This window comes from Aquitalea pelogenes (assembly GCF_001515305.1).
Lineage (GTDB): Bacteria > Pseudomonadota > Gammaproteobacteria > Burkholderiales > Chromobacteriaceae > Aquitalea > Aquitalea pelogenes.
In genome coordinates, this window is sequence record NZ_LNQV01000051.1 from 1 (window position 1) to 13740 (window position 13740).

Annotated in this window: 8 protein-coding genes; 3 read left to right on the forward strand and 5 right to left on the reverse strand. The window is 61.4% G+C overall.

Annotated elements, in window-relative coordinates:
- The coding region (locus tag AWT75_RS21390) for a hypothetical protein (protein ID WP_153013368.1) at positions 1–978 on the forward strand (978 nt) is incomplete at its 5' end.
- Positions 951–3593: an Ig-like domain-containing protein gene (locus tag AWT75_RS23135; RefSeq protein WP_239689643.1), complete on the forward strand. Its 2643-nt coding sequence runs from the start codon at positions 951–953 to the stop codon at positions 3591–3593. The genes AWT75_RS21390 and AWT75_RS23135, both read left to right, overlap by 28 nt.
- 95 nt (positions 3594–3688) lie before the next feature.
- Here the strand turns inward: AWT75_RS23135 and AWT75_RS17330 are convergent, their stop codons facing one another.
- Both AWT75_RS17330 and AWT75_RS17335 read right to left on the reverse strand, forming a co-directional pair.
- On the reverse strand, positions 3689–5602 hold the full coding sequence (locus AWT75_RS17330) for a bifunctional diguanylate cyclase/phosphodiesterase (RefSeq protein ID WP_062790762.1): 1914 nt from the start codon (positions 5600–5602) through the stop codon (positions 3689–3691).
- An 11-nt stretch (positions 5603–5613) separates the two neighbouring features.
- Positions 5614–6318, reverse strand: coding sequence for a transglutaminase-like cysteine peptidase (locus AWT75_RS17335; protein WP_239689640.1), 705 nt, complete (start codon positions 6316–6318; stop codon positions 5614–5616).
- A gap of 116 nt (positions 6319–6434) precedes the next feature.
- Here AWT75_RS17335 and AWT75_RS17340 point away from each other — a divergent pair, with 116 nt between their 5' ends.
- Positions 6435–7973 (forward strand): TolC family outer membrane protein, encoded by a 1539-nt coding sequence (locus AWT75_RS17340; RefSeq protein ID WP_082696178.1) that lies wholly within the window; start codon positions 6435–6437, stop codon positions 7971–7973.
- An 85-nt stretch (positions 7974–8058) separates the two neighbouring features.
- Here the strand turns inward: AWT75_RS17340 and AWT75_RS17345 are convergent, their stop codons facing one another.
- The 3 genes from AWT75_RS17345 to AWT75_RS17355 form a co-directional block, all read right to left on the reverse strand.
- On the reverse strand, positions 8059–9708 hold the full coding sequence (locus AWT75_RS17345) for a methyl-accepting chemotaxis protein (protein WP_062790768.1): 1650 nt from the start codon (positions 9706–9708) through the stop codon (positions 8059–8061).
- A gap of 210 nt (positions 9709–9918) precedes the next feature.
- Positions 9919–10719, reverse strand: coding sequence for a TatD family hydrolase (locus tag AWT75_RS17350; protein ID WP_062790770.1), 801 nt, complete (start codon positions 10717–10719; stop codon positions 9919–9921).
- Between the two features lie 19 nt (positions 10720–10738).
- Positions 10739–13723 carry a bifunctional diguanylate cyclase/phosphodiesterase gene (locus tag AWT75_RS17355; protein WP_062790772.1) on the reverse strand — a complete coding sequence of 995 codons (2985 nt, stop codon included), beginning with the start codon at positions 13721–13723 and terminating at the stop codon, positions 10739–10741.
- Positions 13724–13740: the final 17 nt, after the last annotated feature.

Consider the following 13740-nt stretch of genomic DNA (forward strand, 5'->3'; position numbering starts at 1 on the left):
ACCGTGAATGTCACCGGCACCACCAGTGGTGTGGAACCGGGCCAGGCGGTGTACGTCACCTTCACCGATGGCACCAACTCGGTAACCAGCATTGTTCTCGTGCAGAAAGACGGCAGCTGGAGCACTTCCGGCGACCTGACGCTGGACCTGACCAGCCTGGAGCAGGGCAAGATCAATGTCACTGCCAGTGTGGTGGACAAGGCGGGCAATACCGCCAGCGACAGTATCAACAACGATGTGCTGGACACCCAGGCCACCATCACCATCGCCAGTGATGGCAGTGGCAAGGATGGCGTGTTCAACAAGACCGAAGCGGCCGCAGCAGCAGTCAGCGGCAGCACCACGGGTGTGGAAGCCGGCCAGACGGTTACCGTCACCTTCACCGACAGCCAGCACCATACGGTCAGCGTGAATACCAAGGTAGGCGCGGACGGCAGCTGGACGGTACCGGCGCAAAGCCTGAGCGGCCTGGTGGACGGCAACGTGACGGTGAAGGCTGAAGTCAGCGACCTGGCCGGTAACAAGGCCAGCGACAGTCACAACGACAGCCTGGCTACCACTGCACCGGATGCGCCGAAGGTCAGCTTTGTTGCCAGCGGTACTTACAGCTACAGCAATTACTTTGGCATCGACGATGCCCATATCAGCACCCCGGTGAGTGGTCAGAATGCACTGAGCACCGTACTGGGTGATCTGGTCAACCTGAACCCCACGGCCACCTTCGTTGCCCAGTCGATCAACTTTGGCACCAGCAGCGGTGCCTGGCAGGACAGCTCGCTGGCGGTGAAGAGCAATCTGGGCAGCTCCGGCGCTTGCAGGACTTCATCACCAACAGCCATGGCAGTACCGGCACCAACCTGCAACTGGCCGGCAACTATGGCACCACCTCGCGCGCCATCGTGGAAACCGGCGGCGTATTCACTGCTGCTGCCGGCAACTACACCATTGCCGTGCGTGCGGATGATGGCTACATGCTGATGATTGACGGCAAGGTTGTGGCGCAGGAAGTCAACAACCAGTCCCCGGCAACGGCCTGGTACACGGTTCATCTGGATGCCACGGCCAACAACCAGCACACCATGCAGATCGTGTACTGGGATCAGGGCGGGCTGGCCACGCTGCAAGTCAGCCTGGAACAGAATGGCAACAACATCGTCAACCTGCTGCAACCGGATAGCACGGTTACCGCACAGGTCACCCTCAACGCCAATGACCAGGCGGTACTGGTGAATGGTGGTTCGGTACACCTTACTGGTAGTGGCAATACCGACCTGACCCTGCATCTGGAAAATGGCAAGCTGGTAGACGGCAGCCACAACAGCTACAGCTACCAGAACGGGGTGATTTCACTGAGCATGGCCGCTCCGGCGGCAGGGGCCTCCATCGCACTGGCGGCAACGGTTTCCGACAAGAGCGGCAATATCTCGCCGTCGGCATCTGCAAGCTACAGCCAGCCGGTCATCCCCACCGGCCATCTGCAGCATGATGCCGTCAACGATACCGGCAGCAATAGTGCCGACAGCATCACGGCAGACAAGACCCCGGTCATTACCGGCACGGCAGATGCCAACAGCCAGATCACGGTGACCCTGAACGGCCACAGCTACACCACCAGTGCGGACAACACTGGCCACTGGTCGGTAAGTGTGAGCGATGCACTGCCGGATGGTGTTTATATTCCGCTGGTCAAGGCCGTGGATGCCAATGGCGCCACTGCCACCGGCTTTGGCACCGCCTTTGCGGTGGATGGCACGGCCACCATCACCATCGCCAGTGACGGCAGTGGCAGCGATGGCGTGTTCAACAAGAGCGAAGCCGCAGCGGCTGCGGTTAGCGGCACCACCACGGGTGTGGAAGCCGGTCAGACGGTTACCGTCACCTTCACCGACAGTGCCAATCATGTCGTCACTACCACCACCAAGGTGGGCAGCGATGGCAGCTGGTCGGTATCGCCTGCCAGCCTGAGCAGCCTGAGCGACGGCAAGGTGACCGTGAAGGCTCAAGTCAGCGACGTGGCCGGCAATACCGCTACCGACAGCCACAAGGATGGTCTGGATACCCTGGCCACCATCAAGATCACCAACGATGGCAGCGGTGGCGACCACATCTTCAACCAGACCGAAGCCGGCACCGTGAATGTCACCGGCACCACCAGTGGTGTGGAACCGGGCCAGGCGGTGTATGTCACCTTCACTGATGGCACCAGCTCGGTATCCAGCATTGTTCTCGTGCAGAAGGACGGCAGCTGGAGTACCTCCGGCGACCTGACGCTGGACCTGACCAGCCTGGAGCAAGGCAAGATCAGCGTGACCGCCAGTGTGGTGGACAAGGCGGGCAATACCGCCAGCGACAGCGTCAACAACGATATCCTGGATACCCAGGCCCCGTTGGCTGCACAGCTGTCGTCCACCACCACTACCGCCGCCATCACTGGCTTGTTCAACACCGGTCTGGATGCCAATGGTCATGCCGTGGCAGCGGGCCAGGTTGATGCAAACTACACGCTGGTGTCCAAGCCTGCTGGTGCCAGCCTGAGTGGCACCACGGTGGTAAGCCAGACCGATGCTGGCGGCAAGCATTGGGTGACCAGTGACTACAGCAAGTCGCAGTGGATTGGCGACATGTCCGACAGCTATGGCCGCTATACCTACCAGACCACCTTCAAGATTGCGTCCACGGCCGATCTGGCAACGGTGCTGATCAGCTTCGATCTGTCGGCGGATGACAATGTGCACATTCTGGTCAATGGCAAGGATACCGGCCTGTCCTACAACTCGCTGTGGACGCAGATCCAGCATGTCGACCTGAGCAACGACAGCGGGGCAGGCAGCCTGTTTGTGGTGGGCAACAATACCCTGACCTTCGAGGTGGACAACTCCGGTGGCGGCGCAACCGGCCTGAAGGTGGACAATATGGTGGCCACTGTCCAGGGGCAGGTGCTGGAGCTGGATGTTTCGCTGGCCGGTACCGGTGCGGTTGCCAACGACACGCTGACTATCACTGCGGTGGAAAACGGCGCGACGACCAGCACCACCACCCACGTGCTGACCAGCAACGACATCAGCAATGGCATTGTCAGCCAGTCGCAGCATCAGCCGGATGCCCACACGGTATCCACTTATACCGCCACCCTGACCGACAAGGCCGGCAATGTGTCCACCGTGGCGACGGAAACCGTGTTCGGTTCCGGTAACCATACGGTGAGCGACGGCGTAGGTGTGGATACCTTCAAGTGGACGCTGGCTTCCAATGGCAGCAGCACTGCCGCGGCCACCACCACCATCAGCAACTTCGATCTGGCTGACCATGCCAGCGGTGGCTCGGCGCTGGACCTGAAAGACCTGCTGCAAGGGGAAAACCACACCTCTGGCATCGGCAACCTCACCAGCTACCTGCACTTCACCCAGAATGGCAGCGATACCACGGTGCACGTCAGTGCCTCGGGCAGTTTTGCCAACACCACGGCTGGCGATACCGTGGATATCGTGCTCAAGGGCGTGTCGCTGGCAGATCTGGGTGGCGGCCTGGGGCACACCTCGGATACGCAGATCATTCAGAACCTGCTGAACCACGGCAAGCTGATCACCGACTGAAACCGGCTCAGCCAACAAAAAACCGACAGTCAGACACTGTCGGTTTTTTTATGCATCCGGCTTGTCAGGCCGACTGCCGGGGCCAGGATGTCGTATCAGTGAATGGCCGGGCCGGTCAGGCAGTGCACGCCCATTTCCACCAGTGCCGTGGCATCTTCGACGTTGCTGATGCCCTTGGCTTCCAGCTGCACACCCATCAGGGCGGCCATGCGCAGCAGGCCGCGCAGGAGCGCGGCGCGGCCTTCATCGGCGTGAATACCCTGGGTGAGGGTGCTGTCGAGCACCAGATAGCTGATGCTGGCCTCGTGGGTGCGGGCCACCAGTGCCAGGTTGTGGCCCTGGATTTCCACCGCCAGCTGATGCCCGGCCGGGCGAATGGCACGGCTGAAGGCGACAAAGTGTTCCCAGTGCTCGTCCAGGCCGGTTTCATGGAATTCAAAGTTGATCTGACGCCCCGGATAGCGCTGCAACAACTGCAGGATGGCCGGCAGGAAGTCAGGGTACTGCAAGGAAGCCGGCGACATGTTCACCGCCAGGCAGCCGGCGGGGCCTTGCTGCAAGGCCAGTTGCAGGGTGTTGATGTCCAGCCGGTGCACCAGGCCCAGCCGGGCCGCCTGGGACACCAGGCGCAGCGCACTCATGGCGGGCAGGCTATCCCGGGCCGGACGATACAGCATGCCTTCGTGCCATAGCACATGACGTTCCGGGTCACATACCGGATACCAGCGCAGCTGCAGCGAATCATCCTGACACGCAGCCTCCAGCAAGGGTTTCCAGTCCGGCTGTACCTGACTGGAGGCCTCGGCATGCTGCTGGTCCAGCACCCAGCTGTTCAGCGGCTGGGCTTCGGCCAGTGTCAGGCTGTCGCTGGCACGCGCCAGCACATCGCGCAGGGTGTCGCCGCTGTGGAATGCGGTAATGCCGATATGGCCCAGGCCCGGCTGGTCGGACAAATCCATGGTCCAGTACACCGGCCACAGCAGGCAAAGCTCGTCCGCCAGCTTGCCGGCTTCATCCACCCCCAGCTCCGGGCAGAACAGCGCGAAGTCGGCACCGCGCAGGCGGGTGGCCATCCAGCCGCGCTGTGACTGGCAACGGGTGGACAAATCATCCGCCACCCGCTTGAGCAGGGCATCGGTACGTTGCCCGCCCAGGCGCTGGTTCAGCTCGGCCAGGCCAGCTACCCGCACCAGCAGCAAATGCCCGCTTGCCGGGTCGGCCTGCGGGTCCAGCAAGCTGTTGAAACGTTGTTCGAAGGCCTCGCGGTTGGGCAGGCCGGTATTGCTGTCGGTCAGCACCTCGCGGCGCAGGCGGTCCACTTCGTCCCTGAGGCCCAGCAGGTAGTTTTGCAGCCGTTCCACCATGTGGTTCATCGCCATGGCTACTTCGGCCAGTTCCGGAATACCGGGAATGGCAATGCGCATGAAACGCTGTTCACTGATGGCGTGGGCCTGGGTCACCACGGTTTGCAGTTCGCGACGCAGCTTGCGGATGTCCAGCACTCCCAGCAGGCCGGCAGACAGCCCGATCACCACCAGCCAGAACACGGTTTGCAAGGCACCTTGCCACAGCGAACTGTAGGCATAGCCCAGATGGGCGCGCACCACGATACGCCCGGCCTGCAGCCAGCCATTGCTGACCTGGGCCTGGCCGTCCTGTGGCTTGAGCGGCAGCAAGTGGTGGAACCAGGCCGGGGTGTCTTCCAGGCCGTTGCGGTTGCGCAGGTGGATGGTCATGTCGGCAGGCACGCCTTCCCAGCTGATTTCGGCGAAATGCCCTTGCTCGAAGGCTGCCCCCAGCAGGGTTTGCGCCATTACAGGGTCCGCCTTGTACTGGGTGACCATCAGCGCCAGCGCATTGGCCGTATCGGCGCTTTGTGCCGTCAGCTGTTGTTCCAGATAGCTGCGGGCATTGAGCAGGTTGGCAATCAGTGCCCCGCCGATGGACAGGGTGACCAGCAACAAGAGCAACAGCCACAGGCGCTGTACCAGCGAGAGTTTGCGCGACATCACGGGTGTACTCAAAAGGCAAAACCTTCCGTTTTCAGTTTATCCAGCAGCTGTTTCCAGCGGGTCAGCCGGTTGACATTGTTGTTCTGGGTGCCGCCCACCCAGATGCTTTCCATATTGAAGCTGAATACCGGGATCAGGTCGGGCCGCTGCGAGGCAGGCTGGATGCTGGTGATCAGGTTATCCAGAATCAGCGGCTCCACGGTCGGACTGGCATAGTATGCCAGCACCATATGCGCCTGGGTAACATTGCTGGAGGGGCCGCCAATGCGCGCCTTCACATAAGTCAGGCGGATCTTGTCCGGTGCCATGCCCAGCAAGCGTAGCGATACGTATTTGGCAATCACGAAGCCCTTGCAGTCGGCCATGCCCTTGCCAAAGGTTTCCAGCGGTGTGGCCCAGTAGTCCTCCTGCCGCCATACCTGGCTGTTTTCAGCATAGGTGATGCGCCGGTTGAAAAACTCGTTCACATCCTTCAGCCGTGCGCTGTCGCTGCTGCCCGCATTGTTCAGCATGGCTTGCCAGTCGCGGTACAGGCGCTGTGCCTGCGGGCCATAGCGCGCCACGGTCTGTTCGCTGGGCAGGCTGCTGCCGGTCACCGCCAGACACAGCAGCCATCCCAGCAACACGGGCAGCAGGGCGCGCCAGCCGCTGCGTAGCAGGCTGAGGGGGGCAATGGCGCAGAATGGCGTCATGAAGGGGAATGAAACGCGCATGGCATTAAATGTGTAAAAAAAGGGCAGTGACAGTAAAATTCCGTGTGTATAATTGTTAGATAGTGTTTAAAAATTTTGTTTAAAATTAATCACACATTCGATATGGGGTAGTATCAATGAGAAATTTGCGCAAATCCATCAGTTTGTCGGTCGCCATTGGCCTGGCAGGCGTGGCCGCTTTGTTGCCGCAAGCCGCCAATGCCATCGAGGTGAATGCTGCCGTCCAGCAAGCCATCCTGAACAACCCGGAAGTCCTGGCCAAGCTGCACCAGTTCCGCGGTGCCGGCCAGGATGTGAATGTGGGCCGTTCCGGCTACATGCCCACTGTGGATTTGAGCTATGAATCCAACCGCCAGCGCTATGACTACCCCAGCACCGTGGCTGTTGCCGACCAGAATTACACCACCCGTGGCTGGAAGGTGACACTGAACCAGAACCTGTTCCAGGGCCTGCAAACCTATAACACCGTCAAGCAACTGGGTTATGACGAACAGGCACGTTACTTTGATTTCCTCGATACCAGCGAAAGCATTGCACTGCAAACCGTGCAGGCTTATCAGGATGTGCTGCGTTATCGCCAGCTGCTGGATACCGCGCAGGAAAATTATGCCATTCACAAGGGCATCTTCGAGCAGATCGGCCAGAAGGTACAAGCCGGTGTGGGCCGCCGTGTCGACCTGGAACAAGCTGCTGGCCGTCTGGCACTGGCCGAGACCAACCTGATCACCGATACCTCCAACCTGCATGATGTTTCGGCACGTTATGCCCGCCTGACCGGTACCCAGCCGCCGGCACAGCTGAGTGATGTACCGTCGATGAAAGACGCGCTGCCGGCCAACCCGGACCTCATCAAGAATGCCGTGGCCCATAACCCGGCTTACCTGAGCACGCTGGCCAGCGTGCGCTCGGCTACTGCCGAAGTGAATGTCCGCCGTGGCGCTTTCTCCCCGACGCTGGATTTGCAGGCCAGCAAGGCACCTACCGACAATTACAACGGTTACAACGGCCGCAGCAATATCAGCTCGGTGGCAGTCATCTTCAACATGAACCTGTTCCGTGGTGGTGCCGACCGTGCCCGCCTGGGTTCGGCTGCCGAAAAGCTGAATACCACCAAGGACCAGCGTGAAAAGGTATGCCGCGACATGCGCCAGACCTTGAGCATTGCCAACAACAACATCATCAAGCTCAAGGACCAGATGGAATCGCTGCGTCAGCACCAGCTGTCCACCGAGAAGGCGCGTGATGCCTACCGCAAGCAGTTCGACATCGGCCAGCGTACCTTGCTGGACGTGCTGGACAGCGAAAACGAGCTGTTTGATGCCCAGCGTGCCTATATCAATGCCCAGTCCGATTACAAGGTGGCCGAAGCCACGGTACTGGCCAATTCCGGTCGCCTGCTGGAAACGCTGAAACTGAAGCCGGTTGAAGACTTCAAGACCGACAACAGCCTGAGCGAAGAAGAGCAGAACGCGTGTGATACCAGCTACACCCCGCCGCCGGTGATCGACGTGAAGTCGATTGCGGCACGTCAGTACACCGCTGCAACCGCCGAAGCCCAGGCTGCACCGCAAGCTGCGCCGCTGGCTGCCCAGCCGGTCAAGGCCAGCAAGCCCAAGGCCAAGAAGAAAAAACCGGTAGCCTCCGCCGCCAACTGATTGTTCGTTCCGGCTCATACGCAAAACGCACCTTTCGGTGGCGTTTTTCATATCCGGCTGCGGCATCCCGTGCCGGGGATGCAAATCAAACCCGGAAGCGGTTCAGGCTGTCATCCAGTGCGGCAGACAAATCCTTCAGTTGCTGTGCCAGCTGGTTGGATTCCTGCACCGAGCGGTTGGTGCTGTCATTCATTTGCGCAATCTGCTCCACATTGCGTGCCACATCCTGGCTGGCCTGGCTTTGTTCCTTGATGGCATCGGCCACATCGCCAATCTTGTCCACCGAACGCTGCGACAAATCACGGATCAGCTGTAGCGAACTGGCCACCTGCTGCGTGCTGCCAACGCCGGTTTCGATACGGCTGTTGGCTTGCTGCATGCTGACAAAGGCTTGCTTGGTATCGGTTTGCACACTGGAAATGCGCGAGGAGATTTCCGCGGTAGCCACGCTGGTGCGCTCGGCCAGCTTGCGGACTTCATCGGCCACCACGGCAAAGCCGCGGCCCATTTCGCCGGCCCGTGCCGCTTCGATGGCGGCATTGAGCGCCAGCAGATTGGTCTGGTCGGCAATGTCGCGAATCACCTGCACGATATTGCCGATTTCCCCGGAGCGCTGATTCAGCTGTTCGATCACCTTGGCCGTGGTGGTGATGCTGTCGGCAATCTGGCGGATTTCATCTGCCGCCTGGGCGGCCAGCTGGCTGCTCTGGGTGGCTTCTGCCGTGGCGTGGCGTGCCTGCTCCTCCACGCCCTGGGTGTTGTCCGACACCATCTGGATGCTCACCGTCATCTGCTCGATGCTGGCAGCACAGGCCGAGGCCGCTTCAGACTGCTGATGCGAAGCCTTGGCCACGTAGCCGCTGACATCGCCCAGGCGGTCGGCCACGCCAACCAGTTGCGATGAATACCCGTGGGATTCCTGGATCAGCGTGCGCACCGTGCCCACCAGGTCGGAAACCGAACGGCCCATGCTGCCCAGTTCGTTACGGCCCAGGTCCGGCAGCTGCTGCGTCAGGTCGCGGCTTTGCGCCAGCTGCTGGCTGCTGTCACGCATGCTGTTGAGCGGGTGACGGATGGAATGGATGATGACCCAGGACAGGGCAATGCCCAGCAGCAGTGCAATCACCAGCAGCACCACCACGGCATTGCGTACCGAAGCCGAGGTATTGTTGATTTGCTCACCCAGTGCATTCACTGCTTCCACCGCAGCCTTGCTGATGGTTTGCAGCATGTCTTCCATCTGGTGCACGTTTTCCTTGAACTTGCCGATGGCAGCATTACCGTCGGCCGGGGTGGCAATGCTGCCAGCCTCCACCTGTGTGCTGACGCTATTGAAACCATCGGCATAGGCTTGCAGCAGCTCGCCCTGCTTTTGCACCGGGCCGCTCAGGCTGCCGCTCAGGCTGTTGCTGCCGTCGCTCAGCGACTGGGACAGCTTTTTCACCGTGTCCTGCGCCTTGCTGTAGGTGTCTTTCCATTTGCCCAGGTATTCGCCGCGTTTTTCGCGGTTGGCAATGTTCAGGAAATAGTCTTTCTCGTAGCGGCGCAAATTGCCCATGTGCACGCGCAGCTCGGAGACATCGCGAAAGAACATCAGTTCGTGGCTGGCAACTTCGTCGACCCGGTGGTCGATACGACCCAGCCCTTGCAGGGTAATGCTGCCGATGATGGCCAGCGCCACCAGCAGCAGGCCGAAGCCCGCTGTGATGCGTGCGGCAATGGATAAATTTTTCATTGTGTTCCCCACCCAGGTTGACAGGCAGTCCTGACGTCATCACCCGCGGGTGTGCGCTGCCTGATACATTCCGCCATCCTGATGACCGGCCGATGACAAGTGCAGTGCAATGAAAGTTTGCAATGTCGACCGATGCGGTCCGGATTGGCGTTGATTTGGCGCGCACCTTGCCACTTCATGCCAGGGAATGCAAGCCGTTTGACAGTAAGGTCATGCAGGCATGTCCAGGCCGATGGCCTGGTAGGTGTTGCACCACAGCGCGTGCCTCAACTCATTCAAGTCCATCTTGCGCAATTCTGCCATGACGATCGCAAACTGATTGAGGTTGGCCGGGGTATTGGGCTGTTGCTGTGCCCATTCAGGCCGGATGTCGGGCGCGTCGGTCTCCAGCACCAGGGCGGACAGGGGAAGGGTGGCGGCCAGTTCGCGGATGCGCCGCGAGCCGCTATAGGTCATGGCACCGCCAAAGCCCAGCTTGAAACCGAGCTTGATGAAGGCGTCGGCTTGCTGGCGGCTGCCATTGAAGGCATGGGCGATGCCGCCCCTCACCGGTATCTGGCGCAGGTATTTCAGAATGCGGTCCTGCGCGCGGCGCACATGCAGCAGCACGGGCAAATCGTATTTGCGCGCCAGCTTCAGCTGTTCCACCAGCAGGGTTTCCTGCCGTGCCGCGTCCAGCCCCGGCACGTAGAAATCCAGCCCGATTTCACCCACCGCCACCGGTGCATGCTGTTGCAGGTGTTGCTCCAGCGTGTGCAGGTGTTCATCCAGATGGCGCGACAGGTAGATGGGGTGCAAGCCAAAGGCCAGCCAGCAGCCATAACGCTCACGCATGGCCAGGCTGTCGGCAAAGCTGTCGCTGTGGATGGCGGGCAGAATCAGCTGGCCCACGCCGCTGTCCTGTGCCGCTTCTACCAGCTGGTCGCGCCAGCCGGTAAATTCCGGGGCATCCAGATGGCAGTGCGAGTCAATCAGGCAGGGGCCGGGGCGGGGGGCAAAGTGTCTGGTCATCCCGCCAGTGTAGCGCGTGTCAATGGCGCTGGGCGGCCAGCAGGGTCATGAAGTCGGCCACCGGCATCGGGCGACCAAACAGATAGCCCTGGAAGGCCCGGCAGTGCTGTTCCAGCAGGAAGCGGCGCTGGCTGGCGGTTTCCACGCCTTCGGCAATCACCTGCAACTGCATGCTGCCGGCCAGGGCCACAATGGTGCGGATGATGGACACGTCGTTGGCATCGCTGTCGATATCGCGTACGAAGGACTGGTCGATCTTCAGCTGGTCCAGCGGCAGGCGCTTGATATAGGCCAGCGAAGAGTAGCCGGTGCCAAAGTCATCCAGCGAGAAGCACACGCCGTCCTGCTTGAGCAGGTTCATCTTGCGCACGGTGTCGTCCACGTCCTGCAACAGCAGGCTTTCGGTCAGTTCCAGCTTCAGGCGACGGGCGGGCGCGCCACTGCGCATCAGCGCATTGCGCACCATTTCGACAAAGCTGCTCTGGTGGAACTGGCGGGCGCTGACATTCACCGCCAGCTCCAGCCCGGCAGTGGCCGGGTCTTCCGCCCAGGCGGCCAGCTGGCGACAGGCGGTATGCAGCACCCATTCGCCCAGCGGCACGATCAGGCCGCATTCTTCCGCCAGCGGAATGAAGCTGGCCGGGCCCACCAGCCCGTGCTCCGGACGCTGCCAGCGCAACAGGGCCTCCGCACCGGTGACGCGGCCATCGGCATCTACCTGCGGCTGGTAATACAGCTGGAATTCCTGCTGCTGCAAACCGCGGCGCAGCGCACTTTCCAGCTCGGCACGGGCGCTGACGGCCTCCTGCATTTCCGGGTCGAAAAAGCGCAAGGTATTGCGCCCGGCACCCTTGGCCTGATACATGGCGAGGTCCGCCCGTTTCAGCAGCTCTTCCACCGAATTGTCATGGCCGTCAAACAGCACCGCGCCCATGCTGCAGGTGTTGTGATGCAGGTCGCCCAGCATGGGGTAGGGGCGGGCCAGTGCTTCCAGCACATGCTGGCCGATGGCGCGGGTTTGCAGCACGGCCTGGGCCGGGTCTTGGTGCAGGCCTTCCAGCATCAGCACGAATTCGTCCCCCCCCAGCCGGGCCACGGTATCGCCCGGTCGCAGGCATTCATTCAGCCGCTGCGCCACTTCCTGCAGCAGGCGGTCGCCCTTGTCATGGCCCAGGGTGTCGTTGAGGGTTTTGAAGTTGTCCAGGTCGATGAACAGCAAGGCGCCGGTATGGGCGTGATGCTGGCAGACTTCCAGCGCCATTTGCAGGCGATCCAGCAACAGGCGGCGGTTGGGCAGCTGGGTGAGCGGGTCGTAGAAGGCCAGCCGCTTGATCTTGTCCTCCGCCGCCTTGCGCTGGGTAATGTCGCTCATGGTGCCCACGTAGTGGCTGACCGAGCCGTCCTCCGCCAGCACCGCACTGATGCTGAGCCATTCCGGATAAACCTCGCCATTCTTGCGCCGGTTCCAGATTTCCCCCTGCCAGGCGCCCAGCTCTTGCAGGCTTTGCCACATGCGCTGGTAAAACGCAGCGTCGTGACGGCCGGACTGCAGCAGGCTGATTTTCTGCCCCACCACTTCGTCGGCACCATAGCCGGTGATTTTGCTGAACGCGCCATTCACCCGCAGGATGGTGGTGTGACAGTCGGTCACCACCATGCCTTCCTGCGCTTCAAAGGCGGTGGCGGCAATACGCAGCAGCTGTTCGGCGTGCTTGCGCTCGCTGATGTCGCGGGCGGAGGCATAGACATAAAGCCGTCCGGCAATGGTGACCGGCTTGGCATTCACCTCCACATCAATCATCGAGCCGTCCTTGCGCCTGTGCCGTGTTTCCAGTCGCACGCCCAGGCCGCTGGTGTCGTGCAGCAGCCGTTGCAGCTCGCCGGTGCTGACGGTGCTGTCCCAGTCCTGCAGGCGCAGCGCATGCATTTCTGTTTCGCTGTAGCCCAGCATGGCGGCAAAGGACGGGCTGCACTCGGTCAGCCGTCCTTCTTCATCCAGAATGTGGATGCCGTCTGACGCTGTTTGCAGCAAGGCGGCCTGACGCATGGTTTCGGCCAGTGCCGCATGCTCTGCCGCTTCCCGGTCCGACGTTTCCTGCTCCAGCGCACGGGTGCGCAGGGCCACCAGCAAGGCCAGTTCGGCCCGATTGCGGCGCAATTCCCCCATTTGCCAGGCCAGCCAGCCCAGCAGCCCGCTGATCAGCAGCACCAGCAGGGTATTGATGACCAGATGGCGCGGATTGCGCCAGCCATCACGCGGTTCCACATCCAGCGTCCAGGTGCCGTTGGCCATATTGATGGTGTAAGGCACCGGCTCGGCCAGCGGCGTGGCCTCATGTTCCGAGCTGGCCAGTACCTGAATCTGGTGGCTGTCCGGGTGCTGACGCCACAGCCGGTAGCGATAGCCGCGCCGGGGCAGCCAGTCCAGCCCGGCGCTTTGCAATACATCCGGAAAACGCACCAGCGCAATGGCAAAGCCCCAGAACACCGGCGGCACACCGCGCTCCCGGTTCAGGAACACCGGCATGCGGCCCACCGCGCCCATGCCGCCCTGCACCAGCGGGAAGGGCCCGGCCAGCGTCATCTCGCCGCTGTCGCGTGCCATGAAGGCTTCCTTGTTGCGCGCCGGGTCGGCCAGCAGATTATGGCCAATCGCCTTTTCATTACCCTTGAGCGGATAGATTTGCCGTACCACCCCATTTGGGGCCAGTTGCAGCGACATCACGCCGGGGTAGTAAGTCATCAGCGCGCGGGCATAAGCGTCGAAATCGTCCAGCTGGCCATGCCCCTGCCGCACCATGGCGCTCAGCGCGTAAGTGGAGGACAGCGCACGGTCTATGGTCACCTTCACCGCATTGCCCCGGTCGCTGGCATCGGCCAGCGCCTGCGAACGGGCAATGTCCTCATCCTGACGCGCAGCCACACACACCACTGCCATGCCTATCAGGAAGGCAAGCACGGTGACGAGCAGGCTGGACAGCCAGGAAGGCCAGATTCTGTTCACGTTGGTCGGTGCCGAAG